Here is an 18,514-nt window from a genome sequence, read left to right on the forward strand (position 1 = left end):
GACGAACGAACCGTTGAAACTACATGGAGACGCATTGGAGAACTCTTGAAGGCGTTCAGTCCCCAGGAGTGCTCCAACTACCTCAGACATGCAGGGTATGGTTCAGAATAACCCTGACAGACTCTAAACTGTGGCCGAGGATTTAGCCCGTTCAGCATTCTGTGGAACAACGGATGGTTGTCCTGGCGAGGCCTTGTACTTCGCTACCTGTGGAAACGAGGTGAAGGACCACTTTGTCTTCTCGATGAGCTTCGGGGAATAGCCGCGCTATCGGTGGTTCTCTTACATGCCAGCCAGACCTTTGGATTCGGCCTTGCTTCCCACGCCTATCTAGCCGTGGATTTCTTCTTTTGCCTTAGCGGCTTCGTGCTCGCAAATGCCTACGATCAAAAACTAAAGTCGGGCGTTTTGCGAGGCCCGATGTTCCTCCTGAAACGAATCGTGCGGCTTTATCCCATGATCATGGTCGGTGTTGGCCTGGGCGCTCTCGCGTTGCAAGTCGTTTACGCGCCAGGCATTTCTCTCGCTGATGTTTCGATTCTTGCCATCGGCGCATTACTCTTGTTGCCCTTGGGGTTTCTGGTGGGGCAAGAGGCGTTCGCGATCAACAATCCACTCTGGTCGATCTTTTTTGAAATTGTGGCTGGCATGATTTACGGATCGATTGCCCGCCGAAGAATTCATCTTTGGCATGAGATAGCGGCTCTCGCGTTATTGGCGGCGGCGCTTTTCGCAGTTGTCCTGGTCGAAGGCACTATCGGGCCTGTTGGATTTGGCAGCTGGCGAGCGTTCTTTGAGGGATTTGTCAGGGCCGGCTTTTCGTTCCTTGCCGGTGTTCTGATCTTCCGCTGGCAAATCGTTCAGCGTGTCCCAGCGGTACGACCTCGAATCCCCCTTTTCATCCTGATAGCCGTTCTATTTTTCCCGTTTGCCGTCCCAAGAGACATCTACGACTTTGTCTGCATCGCCATCATCATCCCGATTGTGGTCGCGTTCGCGGGTGCAGTTCCGCAGAGTGGAGAGCAGCCACTCGCGGCCTATCTTGGGCAGTTGTCCTACCCTCTCTATGTCGTCCATTTGCCCGTTATTCAGCTTGGCTCTTATTTCCAGAGCGTCACAAAGAGCTTCGTTCCATTGCCGCTCGCCGTGAGTTGCACGCTCTTGGCTGCTGTTGTCGCGGCGCATTTTCTGTACACCCAGTTCGACAGACCCATTCGCGCCTATCTAAGCCGGAAGTTTCTCTGAATTAATTCAGGCGCGGTCGCCGATCAGCGAAATGAGCTGGGACTTTGGCGCGACGGCGGAATCCTCGGCGCTGACGGCCTTGCCGCCTTCCATCGTCACGCGGCCTTCGGCAAAGAGCCGCAGCGCCTGCGGATAGATCTGGTGTTCGACGGTGAGCACGCGCGCCGCAAGGCTTTCGGCCGTGTCGCCTGTGAGAATAGGGACGGCGGCTTGGCCGATCACCGGCCCTTCATCCATCCCTTCGGTGACGAAATGCACGGTGCAGCCGGCGATGCGCATGCCGGCGTCGATGGCGCGCTGATGGGTGTGGAGGCCCGGAAACAGCGGCAGCAGGGAAGGATGGATGTTGAGCATCCGGCCTTCATAACGCTGGATGAAGGTCGCCGTCAGCAGCCGCATGTAGCCTGCGAGGCAGAGGATGTCGGGGGAAAGCTCGTCGAGCGCCGAAAAGATCGCCGCTTCATGCGCGTCTTTGCTGGCATAGTCCTTGCGGGGAAAGGCGAAGGTGGCGATGCCTTCGGCCGCCGCCTTGGCAAGCCCGCCGGCCTCAGTCTTGTCGGAAATCACGCCGACAATTTCGGCCGGGTAATCGGCGGCCTTGGCGGCCGCAATCAGCGCCATCATGTTGGAGCCGCCGCCGGATATGAGGACGACGACGCGTTTGCGCTTCGCGCTCATATGGCAAGCGTGCCCTTATACACCGTGCCGGCGGCGCCTTCCTCGCGGGCGATCATGCGGCCGAGCGTGACCACCGTCTCGCCCTCGGCCTCGAGGGCAGCGGAAACGGCGGCGACATTCTCGCCGGCGACGACGACAATCATGCCGATGCCGCAGTTGAAGGTGCGCAGCATTTCCTTGGATTCGACGCCGCCCGTCCTGGCGAGCCACGAGAAGACCGGCGGAACCTTGACGGCGGCAAGGTCGATTTCGGCTGCCAGATGCTTCGGCAGCACGCGCGGAATATTTTCCGGGAAGCCGCCGCCGGTGATATGGGCGAGCGCCTTCAGCGCAACGGTTTCGCGGATCGCCTTCAGCAGCGGCTTCACATAAATGCGGGTCGGCTCCAGCAGGGCTTCGCCGAGCTTCTTGCCTTCGGCAAATGGCGCCGGCGCATCCCAGCCGAGGCCGGACAGTTCGACGATCTTGCGCACCAGCGAGAAACCGTTGGAATGCACGCCGGAGGAGGCGAGGCCGAGAATGACGTCGCCTTCGGCAATGTCGCCGGAGGGGAGCAGCTTGCCGCGTTCGGCCGCACCGACCGCGAAACCGGCGAGATCATAGTCGCCGGAGGAGTACATGCCGGGCATTTCGGCGGTCTCGCCGCCGATCAGCGCGCAGCCGGCCTGCCGGCAGCCGGCGGCAATACCGCCGACGATCGCCGCGCCCTGGTCGGGGTCGAGCTTGCCGGTGGCGAAATAGTCGAGGAAGAACAGCGGCTCGGCGCCCTGGACGACGAGATCGTTGACGCACATGGCGACGAGGTCGATGCCGACGGTGTCGTGATAGTCCGCATCGATGGCGATCTTCAGCTTCGTGCCGACGCCGTCATTGGCGGCGACGAGAACCGGATCGGTGAAGCCTGCGGCCTTGAGGTCGAAGAGCCCGCCGAAGCCGCCGATCTCGCCATCGGCGCCGGGGCGCCGCGTCGAGCGCACCGCCGGTTTGATCTTCTCGACGAGGAGGTTGCCGGCATCGATGTCGACGCCCGCATCGCTGTATGTCAGGCCGTTTTTCCCAGACTGGCTCATGCTGGTCTCCGATGGCTATTTTCAGGCGGCTAACATGCCGCGTCATCTGCCGGTCGCAATTGCATGACAGGGGCTTTTATGCAAGCGCCGCATGGCAAAAGCCCCCAATTTCCCGCGTCTTCAACTGGCCTTTCCGGGATTTGCCGCGACAGGGTTGACCATCTTTGCGCCTGCATCCTATGTGCTGAATGGCCGCGTCGGTTCGAATGCGGCGTTTGGCGGCGGAAAGCGATCAGCGGGGAAGCGATGCCACAGCAAGTCAGCGGCAACAGTCTCAAGCGTCAGATTTTCTTCTGGCTGGGCGTGCTCGCCTTCTTCATCGCCTTTCTCTATGTCTTCAGCTCGATCCTGCTGCCCTTCATCGCCGGCATGGCGATCGCCTATTTCCTCGATCCGGTGGCCGACCGGCTGGAGCGGCTGGGTCTGAGCCGCATGATGGCGACGGTCGTCATCCTGATCGCCTTCGTCATAACCTTCGCGCTGGCGCTGATGATCCTCATTCCGGTGCTCGTCAGTCAGTTCAACGATTTCGCCGAGCGGCTGCCGGGTTATATCAACCAGCTGCAGCAGTTTGTTACCCAGACGCAGAATTCGCTGCTGCCGGATTGGGTCAAGAGCCAGGCCGGCACGATCAAGGACAATCTCTCCGGCATCCTCTCCGAAGGCATGGGCTTCTTGACCGGGCTCTTCGCGCAGATCTGGAATTCCGGCAAGGCGATCGTCGACGTCATATCGCTGCTTGTCGTCACTCCCGTCGTCGCCTTCTACATCCTGCTCGATTGGGATCGTATGGTCGCCAAGGTCGATCAGTGGATCCCGCGCGATTATATCAACGATGTCCGCCAGATCGCCAAGGAGATCGACCAGGCGATCGCCGGCTTCATCCGCGGCCAGGGCTCGCTCTGCCTCATCCTCGGCATTTATTATGCCGTCGGCCTGTCTCTCGTCGGGCTGAATTTCGGCCTGCTGATCGGCCTCTTCGCCGGCATGATCAGTTTCATTCCCTATGTCGGCTCGCTGGTCGGCCTCGTTCTCGCCGTCGGCGTGGCGATCGTCCAATTCTGGCCGGATTATCCGTGGATCGGCCTGGTGCTCGCCGTCTTCTTCAGCGGTCAGTTCCTGGAAGGCAACATTCTGCAGCCGAAGCTCGTTGGCTCCAGCGTCGGTCTGCATCCGGTCTGGCTGATGTTTGCGCTGTTTGCCTTCGGCGCGCTCTTCGGTTTCGTCGGCCTTCTGGTTGCCGTGCCGGCCGCAGCCGCCGTCGGCGTCCTTGTTCGTTTCGCGCTTTCGCGCTACCTTCAGAGCGATCTTTATTTTGGCGTGTCGCCCACTGGCCGCGCCCGGAAGACGAAATCAGTTCCCAATGAATGACGTGAAGAACGCGGACCCGAAGCGCAAGGCCGGAGAGCAGCTTCCGCTGGTCTTTTCGCACGATGCCGCCAGCGGGCGTGACGATCTCCTGATCTCGGAGCGTCTTGCTGCCGCCGTGTCGATCGTCGATGCCTGGCCCGCATGGCCGTCGCCGGTTGTCGTGCTCGCCGGCCCGGTCGGTTCGGGAAAATCGCATCTCGCCCGCATCTGGCGGGAGCTGAGCGGCGCCGTCGACATCCATCCCGAGCTTGGCTCGGACGCTGCCGTTGTTGCCGCCGCCGGCCCGGTGCTGTTCGAGGATGCCGACCGCCTCGGCTTCGACGACAATGCGCTCTTCCATGTCATCAACAGCGTACGCGAAAACGGCACCAGCCTGTTGATAACCAGCCGTCTCTGGCCGATCTCCTGGCCGGTTGTGCTGCCGGATCTGCGCTCGCGCCTGAAGGCCGCCACCATCGTCGAGATCGGTGAGCCCGACGAGGCGCTGCTGTCGCAGGTGATCGTCAAGCTCTTCGCCGACCGCCAGCTTTATATAGATGACAAACTCGTGCTCTATATCGTCAACCGCATGGAGCGGTCGCTGAACGCGGCCCAGACGATCGTCGAAAGGCTGGACCGGCTGGCCCTGTCGCGCGGTACGAAAATCACCCGGTCTATGGCCGCCGAAGTATTGAATGAATTGGGAAATTCGGAGCCGGCCGATTGACTGTCACAGTTCCGTCGTGAAACTGATATAATTGCCTTCGGCGATTGAGAACGGGGTAGACCATGGATAGTGCCGTCGCAGAGCATCAGGAACTCACTCCGGAAACCAACGACAACACGCCCCCGCTGGAAGAACTGCTCAAGAGCCCCGAGCGCTTCATCAACCGTGAATTCTCCTGGCTGCAGTTCAACCGCCGTGTCCTCGAAGAAACGCTGAATACCGAGCATCCGCTGCTCGAGCGCGTCCGCTTCCTGTCGATCTCGGCCGCCAACCTCGATGAATTCTTCATGGTGCGTGTCGCCGGCCTCGAGGGCCAGGTGCGCCAGAACATCGTCATTCGCAGTCCCGACGGCAAGACGCCGGCCGAGCAGCTCGATTCGATCCTGCAGGAGATCGACCATCTGCAGATGGAGCAGCAGGCCTCGCTCGCCGTCTTGCAGCAATATCTCGCCAAGGAAGACATCCTGATCGTGCGCCCCGGCGCCTTGAGCGATGCCGACCGCCAGTGGCTGGCCACCGAATTCGAACAGGCGATCTTCCCGGTTCTGACGCCGCTGTCGATCGATCCGGCCCATCCGTTCCCGTTCATTCCCAATCTCGGCTTCTCGATCGGGCTGCAACTCGTCAGCAAGAACGGCCGCGAGCCGATGACGGCGCTGCTGCGTCTGCCGCCGGCGCTCGATCGCTTCGTCCGTCTGCCGGATGATGGAAACACCATCCGTTACATCACGCTTGAGGATGTCGCCAACATCTTCATCCATCGGCTCTACCCGGGTTACGAGGTGCAGGGCTCCGGTACCTTCCGTGTCATCCGCGACAGCGATATCGAAGTCGAGGAAGAGGCCGAGGATCTCGTGCGCTTCTTCGAAACGGCGCTGAAGCGCCGCCGCCGCGGCAAGGTCATCCGCATCGAGACCGACTCGGAAATGCCGGCCTCGCTGCGCCAGTTCGTCGTTCAGGCGCTGAATATCCCTGACAATCGCGTCGCCGTTCTGCCCGGCCTTCTGGCGCTGAACACTCTGTCCGAGATCACCAAGGCGCCGCGCGAAGATCTCAGGTTTCCGTCCTACAATGCGCGATTTCCCGAGCGCGTCCGCGAACATGCCGGCGACTGCTTCGCCGCCATCCGCGAAAAGGACATGGTCGTCCATCACCCCTATGAATCCTTCGACGTGGTGGTCCAGTTCCTTCTCCAGGCTGCGCGCGATCCTGACGTCCTGGCGATAAAGCAGACGCTTTACCGCACCTCCAACGACAGCCCGATCGTGCGTGCGCTGGTCGACGCCGCCGAAGCCGGCAAGTCGGTGACGGCGCTGGTCGAACTCAAGGCTCGCTTCGACGAAGAGGCGAACATCCGCTGGGCGCGCGATCTCGAGCGCGCCGGCGTGCAGGTCGTCTTCGGCTTCATCGAACTCAAGACCCACGCCAAGATGTCGATGGTCGTGCGCCGCGAGGAGGGCAAGCTCCGGACCTATTGCCACCTCGGGACCGGCAACTACCACCCGATCACCGCGAAGATCTACACAGACCTCTCCTATTTCACCTGCAATCCGGTCATCGCCCACGATATGGCGAACATCTTCAATTTCATCACCGGCTACGGCGAGCCGGAACAGGGCATGCAGCTTGCGATTTCGCCCTACACGATGCGCCCGCGCATCCTGCGCCACATCGAGGAAGAAATTCAGCATGCCCGGAACGGCGCCCCGGCGGCGATCTGGATGAAGATGAACTCGCTTGTCGACCCCGACATCATCGACGCGCTCTATCGCGCCAGCCATGCCGGCGTCGAGATCGATCTGGTCGTGCGCGGCATCTGCTGCCTGCGTCCGCAGGTGCCCGGCCTTTCGGAAAAGATCCGCGTCAAGTCGATCGTTGGCCGCTTCCTCGAACACAGCCGCATCTTCTGCTTCGGCAACGGCCATGGCCTGCCGTCCGACAAGGCGCTGGTTTATATCGGTTCGGCCGACATGATGCCGAGAAATCTCGATCGCCGCGTCGAGACCATGGTTCCGCTGACAAACCCGACCGTTCACGAGCAGGTCTTGTCACAGATTATGCTCGGCAACGTGATTGACAATCAACAAAGCTACGAGATATTGCCCGACGGTACGTCCCGGCGCATGGAAGTGCGCAGAGGCGAGGAACCGTTCAATGCGCAGCAGTATTTCATGACCAATCCGAGCCTGTCGGGCCGTGGTGAAGCTCTGAAGTCCAGCGCGCCGAAGCTGATCGCCGGCCTGCTTGAAGGCCGCAACAACAAGTAAAACTGGACATAAATGGTTGAGTCTGAAGCCCAGGGGCGCCTTCCGGGGATCGCCCCGGTCTCCGTCGTCGATATCGGATCGAATTCCATTCGTCTTGTCGTCTACGAAGGCATGTCCCGTTCGCCAACCGTCCTGTTCAACGAAAAGGTTCTCTGCGGCCTCGGCAGGGGCATAGCCCTGACCGGCAAGATGGATGAAGACAGCGTCATCAGGGCTTTGGCGTCGCTGCATCGCTTCAAGGCCCTGTCCGACCAGGCGCGCGCCGCCACCATGTATGTCTTGGCGACGGCTGCCGCGCGCGAGGCGAGCAACGGCCCCGATTTCATCCATCAGGCCGAAACCATCCTCGGCCGCAAGGTCCGTGTGCTCTCGGGCGAGGAGGAGGCGAAATTCGCCTCGCTCGGCATCATCAGTGGCTTCTTCAATCCCGATGGCATCGCCGGCGATCTCGGCGGCGGCTCGCTTGAGCTCATCGATATCAAGGGCAAGGAGTTCGGCAAGGGCATCACCCTGCCGCTCGGCGGCCTGCGCCTGTCGGAATATGCCGGCGGCTCGCTCTCCAAGGCCCGTACCTTTGCCCGCAAGCAGGTGAAGACGGCAAAGCTCTTGTCGAAGGGCGAGGGGCGCACCTTCTACGCCGTCGGCGGCACCTGGCGAAACATCGCCAAGCTGCATATGGAGATGACTCATTATCCGCTGCATATGATGCAGGGTTATGAAGTCTCGCTCGAAGCGATGATGCTGTTCCTCGAACAGGTGGTGACCGCGCGCGATTCCAAGGAGCCGGCGCTGCAAGCCGTGTCCAAGCATCGCCGTTCGCTGCTGCCCTTCGGCGCCGTCGCCATGAAGGAAGTGCTGAGCGCGATGAAGCCGTCGGTGATTTCCTTCTCTGCCCAGGGTGTGCGTGAGGGATATCTCTATTCGCTGCTGTCGGAGGGCGAGCGCCGCCTCGATCCGCTGCTTGCCGCCGCCGGCGAACTGGCGATCCTGCGTGCCCGTTCGCCCGAGCATGCCCGCGAGCTGGCGGAATGGACCGGCCGGATGATGCCCCTCTTCGGCATCCAGGAGACCGAAGAGGAAAGCCGCTATCGCCGGGCCGCCTGTCTGCTCGCCGATATCAGCTGGCGCGCCCATCCCGATTATCGCGGCCTGCAGGCGCTGAACGTCATCGCCCACTCTTCCTTCGTCGGCATCAGCCATCCCGGACGCGCCTTCATCGCGCTGACCAATTACTACCGTTTCGAGGGCCTGCACGACGACGGCGCCACCGGCCCGCTGGCGCAGATCGCCACGCCGCAGCTGATCGAGCGCGCCAAGCTGCTCGGCGGCATGCTGCGCGTCGTCTACCTCTTCTCGGCCTCGATGCCCGGAATCGTCAAGAACTTGACCTTCCGCAAATCGTCGAACCCGGACCTCGACCTCGAATTCGTTGTACCGCCGGAATACCGCGATTTCGCCGGCGAACGCCTGGACGGACGATTGCAGCAGCTGTCGAGGCTGACGAACAAGAGGCTGGCGTTTTTGTTCGAGTAGGGTGGTGCTTGCTCCCTCTTCTCCCCAGCGGGGAGAAGGTGGCCCGAAGGGTCGGATGAGGGGGCCGCACGGCACACCATGTAATTATTGCCTTCGCTTGCGCTCAGTGCATTCGCGGCTTTTGCCGCTCACCCCCTCATCTGCCTGCCGGCATCTTCTCCCCGCTGGGGAGACGGGGAATGTGGCGGCGCCGAATGCCTTCTTCACTCGTTAGAAGCCCGAGGGAACGAACGAGACGGCTGCTTACCTCCTCACGCATGTTGTCCAAGCAAAAAGGGCGCCGCTTCACGCACCGCCCTTCCTGTTCAGGTATCAGAACCCAAATCACTTCGCGTTCAAAAACTCACCAACCTCAAGCAGGCTGAACTCGTTATTGTCGGCCTTGTCGACGGCGCGGCCGGCGGAGAAGGGCAGGTTGTTGTCGTTGCCGACAATGATGTGGGTGGCGTCGACGCGGTCGACGTTTTCGATCGTCACGAAGGGCATGTCGTAAACGCCGTCCTTGGCTCCGGCCTTCTTCTTGTTGTCGGGGTCCTGGATATTCAGAAGGTCGATATAGCCGATCTTGCGGACGGCCTTGCCGGCATTGGCGTCGTTGAACTCGATCTTGTAGACCCGCTTCAGCTCGGCAGGCGCCTCGAAGCAATCCGGCTTCGGCTGCTTCGGGTCGGCGCACGCCTTGTCCTTGGTGCCGGCGCCGCTGTCGCGCTCGATGACGAGGGCGGTCGTGTCGTCGAGCATGTTGAAGTCGCCGATCGACACGCCCTTGTCCTCGAACGGATAGAGCCAGCTGCGGCCGGTCCACTTCTTGGAGGCGACGTCGAATTCGATGATGCGGACCGCGGTGTGGCCGTCGACCGATTCCATCTGGCCGTCATCCTTGTAGATGGCGCCTTCGAGCAGGCCGTAGAGCTTGGAGCCATCCTTCGACATGGCGAGGCCTTCGAAGCCGCCGGAGCGCTTCAGATTGAAGACCGGCATCTTCGCGGCCGGGTTGCCCGGAAGCTGGATCAGCGGATTGTCGGGCGAAAGCACCGGCTTGCCGTCGAGCGTCGTCGCGATGACGTCGGTCAGGTGGCCCTCGGTGTCGATTTTCAGAATGTAGGGACCGAATTCGTCGCCAAGCCAGAAACCGTCGGCAACCGGCTGGATCGATTCGATGTCGAAATCGGCGCCGGTGAGGTAACGCGTATCGGTGCCTTCCAGCACGATCGGGAAGGGGGCGATCTTGTTCGGATCGGAAAGGAAGAGGTTCTTGACGACGTCGGCCTTGTTGGCCGCCCAGTCGAACTTCATCTGGTGCAGGAACAGCATGGAGTCGGCGGAATTGGCCTTCGAGCCGAAGCCGTTATCTGTAAGCGTCCAGAACATGCCGTCACCCATTGTCTTGATGCCGGAGAAGCCCTGGATCGCCTGACCGTCGAAAGGGAGCGTGAGATCGGTGACGCGGGCGCCGTCCTTGCCGGGAACGGTGCCGAGCGCTTCGGTGCGCTTGCGGTCCGGCGTCGTGAACTTGCCTGAGTGCTTGAGGAATTCAGGAGCGTCGGCCGGAGCCGGAACCAGGGTGTTGGCAGGCAGGATTGCCTGGCCGGCGAGCTTGGCCGGGAACTGCTGCTGGTCGGCCGAAGCGGAGGCGGCCATCAGGATGAAAAGCGATACGGAAGCAAAAAGGACGTTCTTCATAATATCCCCATGGAACGGATGCCAATGGCTTCCGCTTAGCAGGGCTTCCGTGTCAGCGAATTGACGGTTGGGTGAAGCTTTGGTGACGGGTGGAAATGCCGTTGCTCAGCCGTGCAGAATGACTGCCGGCGTGTTCAGCACGGTCACCGCCCGCGAGGAAAGCGCCATGACACCGAGCGCCTGACCGCGCCCCTTGACGGCGTGGGTGCCGAGATCCTCGCAGGCGATATCGTCGGGAAACTCCATGCGCCGGGCAAGCTCGGAGGAGATCAGCACCGGCCGGTTCAAGCTGCGGCAGAGGGTTTCCAGCCGGGCGGTGGTGTTCACCGTGTCGCCGAAATAGCTGATCTTGTGATGATCGACGCCGATTTCGGCGGTGATGATCTCGCCGCCGTGAAGGGCGGCCCGCAGCTTCGGCACCTGCCCATAGCTTTTCCGCCAGCCGGCGGCATTGGCTTCGATATCGGCAAGGATATCGAAGATGCAGCGCACGCAGCGCGCATTTTTGACGCCGCGGGCAAGCGGCCAGGTAATGATCGCCGCATCGCCGACATAGTCGTTGATCATGCCCTTGTGGCGCCGGACCGGCTCGGCGAAGGTCGCAAACAGCGAACTCAGCAGCTGTTGCGCGCGGAGGTCGCCGTGCTTTTCGGCAAAAGCCGTCGAATCGACGAGATCGATGAACAGGAAGACACGCTCTTCCCTGACCGGATTGCGATAGCGGCTGACCAGCATGCTCAGGAAGACTTCGCGGCCGAGCAGTTCCCGCACGCGCAGAAGGAAGATCATCGCCGAGCAGACGGCAAGCGCATAGAGGAAGACCTCGTAAGGCATGATGACGAGATCGAAGAGCGAGGGCGGCTTCAGCATGCCGATCGCCCAAAGCAGCAGGCCGCCGCAGGCAAAGCCGATGCTCATCAGGATCTCGTAGATCACCAGCTCGGTGATGATGAAGGCGAACGTCGGCAGCTTCTGGATGCGCCTGTAGAGTCCGCGGAACAGCACCTTGCGCTCGAAGGCGATGATCGGCATGCCGATGAACAGCGCAAAGATCGCCCCGATCACGGGCGTCTGATTGGAGTAGAACATCAGATCATAGACGACGCCGCTGGCAGCCAGAACGATCGTGATCAGGATCCAGTTCTGCGTCGGAGATATTTCCCGCATGCGGCGCTTCGCCCGTAATGTTTCGTCCAGCCATTGTTTCAGCTGGGAAAAAAGCGTCAAGCGAATTCGCTGCGGCACCGTAGCGCTTGGAAACCGCCTGTCGGGCCGATGCGCTACAGGCTGACGGTTTCGACCTTGCGGCCGACGAAGCGCAGAGCGATCTGACCCTGGATCAGCTGCAGCGCCGGCTCGCCGAAAAGATCGCGTCGCCAGCCGTTGAGGGCCGCGACTTCAGCCTTCTCGCCCTCGGCGGCGATCCTGTCGAGATCCTCGCTGTTGGCGATCACCTTCGGCGCCACGCCGTGTTTTTCCGAAATCAGTTTCAACAGCACCTTCAAGAGTTCGACGGCGGCAGCGGCCCCTTCGGGCGCCTGCGCCTGGCGCGGCACATGTGGCATATCGGCCTTCGGGAGAGCGAGTGCTGCGTTGACGGCCTCGATGACGGCGGCGCCGGAAGTCGAGCGTTCCCAGCCTTTCGGAATAGTGCGCAGCCGGCCGAGCGCCTCGGTATCCTTAGGCTGCTGCTGGGCGACCTCGTAAATGGCATCGTCCTTCAGCACCCGCGAACGCGGCACGTTGCGGGCGCGGGCCTCGCGTTCGCGCCAGGCGGCGACATATTTCAGGATCGCCAGCTCCTGCGGCTTGCGCAACCGCATCTTCAGCCGCTGCCATGCATCGTCGGGATGCAGGTCGTAAGTCTCGCGCGCCTCGAGAATATCCATTTCCTCGGAGAGCCAGGAGGTGCGGCCTTCGCGATCGAGTTCCGCCTTCAGCGACAGGTAGACGTCGCGCAGATGGGTGACATCGGCCAGCGCATATTCCAGCTGCTTGTCGGAGAGCGGCCGGCGGCTCCAGTCGGTGAAGCGCGACGACTTGTCGATATGGACATTCTTGATGCGGCTGACCAGCTGATCATAGGAGACGCTGTCGCCGAAACCGCAGACCATCGCGGCGACCTGCGTGTCGAAGATCGGATGCGGAATGAGATTGCCGCGATTGAAGATGATTTCGATGTCCTGGCGGGCCGCGTGAAAGACCTTCAGCACCTTCGGATCGGCCATCAGCTCGAAGAAGGGGGCAAGATCGATGCCCTTGGCCAGCGGATCGACGAGCACTTCGGTTGTCGGGCTTGCCATCTGGATGAGGCAAAGCTCCGGCCAGAAGGTCGTCTCGCGCAGGAATTCGGTGTCGATGGTGATGAAGTCGGACTTGGCCAGCTCTTTGCAGGCGGCCGCCAAATCGGCGGTGGTTTCGATCATATCATTTCATTCGCAAGGAAAAGGTCGGTTGAACCTTCCTTCTCCTTTCGCTTCGATATGTCAATACAACAGCATAAGCTTCGCGCATTGCTGGCTAAGAATTACGTCCGAACTGCGGCGAAGCCGCCTCAGCTCACTCTGAAGTAGCTGGTCATCCCGGTCTTCTGGTGCTCGATGATATGGCAATGCAGCAGCCAGTCGCCGGGATTGTCGGCGACGAAGGCGAGTTGCACCTTCTCGTCGGGCTGGATGAAATAGGTGTCCGACACCAACGGCATCACCTCCCGCGTCGAGGAGGAGATCACCGTGAAGCTCATCCCGTGTAGATGGATCGGATGCGCGTGCGGCGTGACATTCTCCAGATTGAAGACATAGCTCCGGCCGAGCTTCAATTCCGCCAGCGGCGCCGTCGGATCCGGCGTGTCGCCCGGCCATGGCACCTTGTTGATCGCCCAGAAACTGTAGCCGAGCGTGCCGCAGATGCTCTCAGTGGCGGTATTCTCGGCGGTGGCGCTCAGCACCAGCGGGATCTCTTCGGCAGTGGAAAGGTCGGCCTTCGCCACCGGATTTTCGGCAAGCGGCCCGAGATCGCCGATCTCGCGCTTCAGCGATGGCCCGATGGCGCGCAGGCTGGCGATCGTCTTCGGCGTGGTGCCGCGGATATCCTCGAGCGTCGCGACAGCGCCTTCTCCATCCGGCATGCGCACCGCAAGATCGAGCCGCTGTCCCGGTCCGATCTGCAGCAGGTCGAGGGGAAAACGCTTCGGCACCGGATTGCCGTCGATGGCGATGACGGTCGTATCTGCGCCTTCCACCTTCAGCGAGAAGATCCGCGTCACGTCGGTGACCGCGATGCGCAGCCGCACCAGCCCGCCGGCCGGCGCGTCATATTGCGGCTCCTGACGCCAGTTGGCGGTGCGCACCGTGCCGTAGGTGCCGGACTTGGCCGCGTCACGCGGCCGGAAGGGGGCGATGAACTGCCCGTCGCCGCCGAGCCGCCAGTCGCGCAGGTTCAGGACAAGTTCGGCATCGAATTCAGGATCGGCGGGATCTTCGACGACGATGACGCCGGTCATGCCGTGCCCCATCTGCGTCAGCGTATTGCAGTGCGGATGATACCAGAAGGTGCCGGCATCGGGCGGCGTGAAGGCATAGTCGAAGCTGTCGCCGGTATAGATGTAGGGCTGCGTCATGAAGGGCACGCCGTCCATGCGGTTGTCGATGCGAAGCCCGTGCCAGTGGATCGTCGTCGGCTCGTCGAGCCCGTTTTTCAGCCGCGCGGCGTAAGGGCGCCCCTTCGTCATCCGGAGAACCGGCGGCATGCCGTCATGGCCCCAGCTCATGATATCCCGGGTCGGTCCCGCCTCGGTCAGCACCGCCTCGGTCTTAACCGCCGCCAGCAGCTGCGGCTCGGGTGCTGCCTCAGCGGGCCCGAATTTGCCGGCAATGCCGAGGCCGACGCCATAGGCGCCCGCGACGGCGGATGCCTTGAAAAGATTGCGGCGGGTCAGGAGGGGCATGCGGGCGCTCCATGGTGAGAATGCCGATCCTTTTAAAGTTGACCGGCTTTTTCAGCAATACGGGAAGCGCGGCCAAACTGCCGCAGCATACGGGCCGCTGCGTTGCCACAAACGCGTGCCAAACGCGTGGGCAGCACGCGCTAAGCCTTGACAAATCGGAGCGTCCATGCGCTTTTCCGCCCGATTTTCTTGTCGGCGCTTGAGGGTCTTTGAACCCTTGCTGCCGTCTTAAGCCACATTCCAGGATTTGAGATCATGCATCGCTATCGCAGCCACACATGCGCCGCCCTCCGCAAGACGGATGTCGGCTCGACCGCCCGTATCTCCGGCTGGGTCCATCGCGTCCGCGACCATGGCGGCGTTCTCTTCATCGACCTTCGCGACCATTACGGCATTACCCAGGTGGTTGCCGATCCGGACAGCCCGGCCTTCAAGATGGCCGAGACCGTGCGCGGCGAATGGGTGATCCGCATCGACGGCCTCGTCAAGGCCCGCACCGAAGACACCGTCAACAAAACAATGGCGACCGGCGAGATCGAGCTCTACGCCCAGGAGATCGAAGTGCTCTCCGCCGCCAAGGAATTGCCGCTGCCGGTCTTCGGCGAGCCGGATTACCCTGAAGACGTCCGCCTCAAATACCGCTTCCTCGATCTCCGCCGCGAAACGCTGCATAAGAACATCGTCAAGCGCACCCAGGTCATCTCGGCGATGCGCCGCGAAATGGGCAATGTCGGCTTCACCGAATATACCACGCCGATCCTGACGGCCTCCTCGCCGGAAGGCGCGCGCGACTTCCTCGTGCCATCGCGCATCCATCCCGGCACTTTCTACGCCCTGCCGCAGGCGCCGCAGCAGTACAAGCAGCTGCTGATGGTCGCGGGCTTCGACCGTTACTTCCAGATCGCGCCCTGCTTCCGCGACGAAGACCCGCGCGCCGACCGCCTGCCGGGCGAATTCTACCAGCTCGACCTCGAAATGAGCTTCGTCGAGCAGGAGGACATCTGGGACACGATGGGCCCGATGATGACTTCGATCTTCGAAGAATTCGCCGAAGGCAAGCCGGTGACCAAGGAATGGCCGCGCATCCCTTACGACGAGGCGATCCGTAAGTACGGTTCCGACAAGCCGGATCTGCGCAACCCGATCGTGATGGAAGCGGTGACCGAGCATTTTGCCGGCTCCGGCTTCAAGGTCTTCGCCGGCATGATTGCCTCCAATCCGAAGGTTGAGATCTGGGCGATCCCGGCAAAGACCGGCGGCTCGCGCGCCTTCTGCGACCGTATGAATGCCTGGGCGCAGAGCCAGGGACAGCCCGGTCTCGGCTACATCTTCTGGAAGGAAGAAGAGGGCAAAATCGCCGGCTTCGGACCGCTTGCCAAAAACATCGGCGAGGAGCGTACCGAGGCGATCCGCACGCAGCTCGGCCTTGAGGCGGGCGACGCCTGCTTCTTCGTCGCCGGCGAGCCGTCCAAGTTCTACAAGTTTGCAGGCGAGGCCCGTAACCGCGCCGCCGACGAGCTGAACCTGATCGACCGCGACCGCTTCGAGCTGTGCTGGATCGTCGACTTCCCCTTCTTCGAATACAACGAGGAAGAAAAGAAGATCGACTTCGCCCACAACCCGTTCTCGATGCCGCAGGGCGGCCTCGATGCGCTGCTGAACCAGGATCCGCTTGGCATCAAAGCCTACCAGTACGACGCGGTGTGCAACGGCTTCGAAATCGCCTCGGGCTCGATCCGCAACCAGTCGCCGGAAACCATGGTCGCCGCCTTCGAGAAGGTCGGTCTCAGCCAGCAGGACGTCGAAGACCGTTTCGGCGGCCTCTACCGCGCCTTCCAGTACGGCGCGCCCCCGCATGGCGGTGCTGCATTCGGCATCGACCGTATCGTCATGCTGCTCGTCGGCGCCAAGAACCTGCGTGAAATCTCGCTGTTCCCGATGAACCAGCAGGCGCAGGATCTGCTGATGGGCGCGCCGACCCCGGCAACCCCGACGCAGCTGCGCGAACTCTCGATCCGGCCGATCCCGCCGGTCAAGAAGGACTGAGGATCGTCCGATCCCGAATGTGAAAAGCCCGGCGACCGTTCAGGTGTCGTCGGGCTTTTTGCTGTCGCTCACAAGGCCGCGTAGATCGCCTCGCGCAGATCGACCGTGAACTTGCCCCACATGCCCTCCAGCGTCGTGTTCGTCAGCGCCACGACGGTCAGCCGGTTCACGGGGTCGATGAACCAGCTGTGGCCGTAGACGCCGCCCCATTTCACCGTGCCCTTGGGGAAGGGGACGCCTGCCTCGGCCGGATCGGTGATGACGGACCAGCCGAAGCCGAAGCCCGAGCCGGGTTCATGCCGCTGGCGGTGCCCGCCGGCCTGGTCGGTCATCATCATCGCAACGGTGTCGCTCGAGAGCAGCGGTGCGCCGCCCCTGCGGATGGTTTCGAGTACGGCCAGAACGTCACCAGCCGTTCCCGCCATGCCGCCGCCGCCCGAATGATAGGAGGTGGAATCGAAGATGCGCTTCGGCGCGAAGCGGATCGGACCCAACAGCGACATCACCAGCGCATTTTCGCCCATCAGCGCCGGTTCGGGTGAAGCGTTCATATAGGCGGCGGCGAGCCGGCTGCGGTCACAAACCGAAAACGCCGTGTCGGCAAGCCCGAGTGGTCTTGTCACCAGTTCGGCGACGGCCTCAGCCAACGGCGCGCCGGTTTCCGCCTCGATGACGCCGCCGATAACATCCATGGCAAGGGAATATTGCCAGTCGCTGCCCGGTGCGAAACGCAAGGGCACACTGGCGATCCGCCTGAGATTTTCGGTGAGCGCCAGTCCCGGCTGGTCGAGGCCGTCGGAAATACCGGCGCGGATATAGGGACCACCGTCCTCTTCTGAAAAGCTGTAGCCGAGGCCTGATGTATGGGTCAGCAAGTGGCGGATACGAATGGTCGCCTCGTTGCCGTCGGGCAGCTTCGGCCGGAATTCCGGCAGCCATCTGGTCACCGCGTCGTCAAGGTCGATTCTCGCCTGCTCGACGAGCCGCATCGCGGCGATGGTGACGATGGGCTTGGTGATGGAGGCAAGCCTGAAGATCGTATTCTCGCGCATTGCCAGGCCGTTTTCGCGGTCGGCGAGGCCTGCTGCTCGGCGGTGGATGATGTCTCCGTCGCGGGCGACGAGCACGACCGCTCCGACCAGCCGCCTGTCGTCGAGCGCATCTGCAATTGCCGCGTCGACGCCCGCGGAAAGCAAGGAATTCTTGTTGGCACGTGTCGTTTCGAGGGGAAGACTCATCAGATCAAACCTTCTATAATCACAATGACCATTCCTGAAATAGATGGATAGGGCGGAATTTCTAGAGTGATCGTTGTGAAAAATAGTTCAGAGATGAAAAATCCTTCCGCGCGCCGCCGCGGCCGCCCGCCAGCCTTCGATCGCGAGACGGTTCTCGCGGCGGCCCGCGAGACCTTCTGGGCGCATGGATACGAAGGCGCCTCGATCGCCGATCTCACGACCGCCATGGGCATCACGCCTCAAAGCCTCTATGCCGCCTTTCACTCGAAGGCCGATCTCTACCGCGCGGCGCTGGAGCAATATAGAGCGCTGGGCGCCGGAACCTTTTCCGCGCTCGGCGAGCCGATCGACACCGTCTCTGCCTTCGAACGGATATTGCGGGGCTCGGCGGCGATATTTTCGGCGCCGGAACATCCGAAAGGCTGCATGATTTCGACGGCTGCGTTGAATTGCGCCAGCGAGAACGACACGATCGCCGACCATGTCGCAGCGCTGCGTCGTCGGTCGCTGGATACTTTTGCGGCAAGGATCGAGCGCGGCATCCGCGAGGGCGACATGAGCGCGGAAACCAATCCGCGCGCGTTGGCGCGATTCCTCGGCGCTATCGTGCAGGGCATGTCCGTGCAGGCAAGGGACGGCGCATCGCTCGAGGAGTTGCTTGAGATCGCAAGCCTCGCCATCTCAGAACTCGCCCGCCACCGCGTTTGAAACGAAAAGGCCCGGCAATCCGT

General features: G+C 61.9%; 14 protein-coding genes. 7 read left to right on the plus strand and 7 right to left on the minus strand.

Features of this window, described 5'->3' with window-relative positions:
* Positions 1–177 precede the first annotated feature (177 nt).
* Positions 178–1,245, plus strand: coding sequence for an acyltransferase (locus tag ATY75_RS31285; RefSeq protein WP_245317674.1), 1,068 nt, complete (start codon positions 178–180; stop codon positions 1,243–1,245).
* A 6-nt stretch (positions 1,246–1,251) separates the two neighbouring features.
* On the opposite strand, the gene purN is transcribed toward ATY75_RS31285, so the two are convergent.
* Both purN and purM read right to left on the minus strand, forming a co-directional pair.
* A complete protein-coding gene (gene purN / locus ATY75_RS31290; protein ID WP_088940449.1) occupies positions 1,252–1,923 on the minus strand; it encodes a phosphoribosylglycinamide formyltransferase in 672 nt (223 codons plus the stop codon).
* Positions 1,920–2,993 (minus strand): phosphoribosylformylglycinamidine cyclo-ligase, encoded by a 1,074-nt coding sequence (purM, locus tag ATY75_RS31295; RefSeq protein ID WP_088940450.1) that lies wholly within the window; start codon positions 2,991–2,993, stop codon positions 1,920–1,922. The genes purN and purM overlap by 4 nt, the downstream gene beginning before the upstream one ends.
* A gap of 246 nt (positions 2,994–3,239) precedes the next feature.
* Between purM and ATY75_RS31300 the strand changes: the two genes are divergently transcribed.
* The 4 genes from ATY75_RS31300 to ppx all read left to right on the plus strand — a co-directional run bounded on the left by ATY75_RS31300 (position 3,240) and on the right by ppx (position 8,870).
* On the plus strand, positions 3,240–4,364 hold the full coding sequence (locus tag ATY75_RS31300) for an AI-2E family transporter (protein ID WP_088940451.1): 1,125 nt from the start codon (positions 3,240–3,242) through the stop codon (positions 4,362–4,364).
* Positions 4,357–5,070 carry a DnaA regulatory inactivator HdaA gene (hdaA, locus tag ATY75_RS31305; protein WP_088940452.1) on the plus strand — a complete coding sequence of 238 codons (714 nt, stop codon included), beginning with the start codon at positions 4,357–4,359 and terminating at the stop codon, positions 5,068–5,070. The genes ATY75_RS31300 and hdaA overlap by 8 nt, the downstream gene beginning before the upstream one ends.
* 62 nt (positions 5,071–5,132) lie before the next feature.
* Positions 5,133–7,337 carry an RNA degradosome polyphosphate kinase gene (locus ATY75_RS31310; RefSeq protein ID WP_088940453.1) on the plus strand — a complete coding sequence of 735 codons (2,205 nt, stop codon included), beginning with the start codon at positions 5,133–5,135 and terminating at the stop codon, positions 7,335–7,337.
* A gap of 12 nt (positions 7,338–7,349) precedes the next feature.
* A complete protein-coding gene (gene ppx / locus ATY75_RS31315) occupies positions 7,350–8,870 on the plus strand; it encodes an exopolyphosphatase (protein WP_088940454.1) in 1,521 nt (506 codons plus the stop codon).
* Between the two features lie 324 nt (positions 8,871–9,194).
* Here the strand turns inward: ppx and ATY75_RS31320 are convergent, their stop codons facing one another.
* The 4 genes from ATY75_RS31320 to ATY75_RS31335 form a co-directional block, all read right to left on the minus strand.
* Positions 9,195–10,553: an esterase-like activity of phytase family protein gene (locus ATY75_RS31320; protein ID WP_088940455.1), complete on the minus strand. Its 1,359-nt coding sequence runs from the start codon at positions 10,551–10,553 to the stop codon at positions 9,195–9,197.
* A 105-nt stretch (positions 10,554–10,658) separates the two neighbouring features.
* On the minus strand, positions 10,659–11,720 hold the full coding sequence (locus tag ATY75_RS31325) for an adenylate/guanylate cyclase domain-containing protein (RefSeq protein WP_064837985.1): 1,062 nt from the start codon (positions 11,718–11,720) through the stop codon (positions 10,659–10,661).
* A gap of 113 nt (positions 11,721–11,833) precedes the next feature.
* Complete coding sequence (rnd, locus tag ATY75_RS31330) at positions 11,834–12,979, minus strand: ribonuclease D (RefSeq protein ID WP_049733968.1); 1,146 nt, start codon at positions 12,977–12,979, stop codon at positions 11,834–11,836.
* 128 nt (positions 12,980–13,107) lie between these two features.
* Positions 13,108–14,499 (minus strand): multicopper oxidase family protein, encoded by a 1,392-nt coding sequence (locus tag ATY75_RS31335; protein ID WP_088940456.1) that lies wholly within the window; start codon positions 14,497–14,499, stop codon positions 13,108–13,110.
* A 255-nt stretch (positions 14,500–14,754) separates the two neighbouring features.
* Here ATY75_RS31335 and aspS point away from each other — a divergent pair, with 255 nt between their 5' ends.
* The gene (gene aspS / locus ATY75_RS31345) at positions 14,755–16,545 is read left to right on the plus strand and encodes an aspartate--tRNA ligase (RefSeq protein WP_088940457.1); all 1,791 of its coding nucleotides are present in this window, start codon (positions 14,755–14,757) and stop codon (positions 16,543–16,545) included.
* A gap of 68 nt (positions 16,546–16,613) precedes the next feature.
* On the opposite strand, the gene ATY75_RS31350 is transcribed toward aspS, so the two are convergent.
* Complete coding sequence (locus tag ATY75_RS31350; RefSeq protein ID WP_088940458.1) at positions 16,614–17,783, minus strand: serine hydrolase domain-containing protein; 1,170 nt, start codon at positions 17,781–17,783, stop codon at positions 16,614–16,616.
* 66 nt (positions 17,784–17,849) lie between these two features.
* Here ATY75_RS31350 and ATY75_RS31355 point away from each other — a divergent pair, with 66 nt between their 5' ends.
* Complete coding sequence (locus ATY75_RS31355; RefSeq protein WP_088940459.1) at positions 17,850–18,491, plus strand: TetR/AcrR family transcriptional regulator; 642 nt, start codon at positions 17,850–17,852, stop codon at positions 18,489–18,491.
* Positions 18,492–18,514 lie beyond the last annotated feature (23 nt).

Origin of the sequence: Rhizobium sp. N122, from assembly GCF_002211295.1 — a bacterium.
GTDB lineage: Bacteria > Pseudomonadota > Alphaproteobacteria > Rhizobiales > Rhizobiaceae > Rhizobium.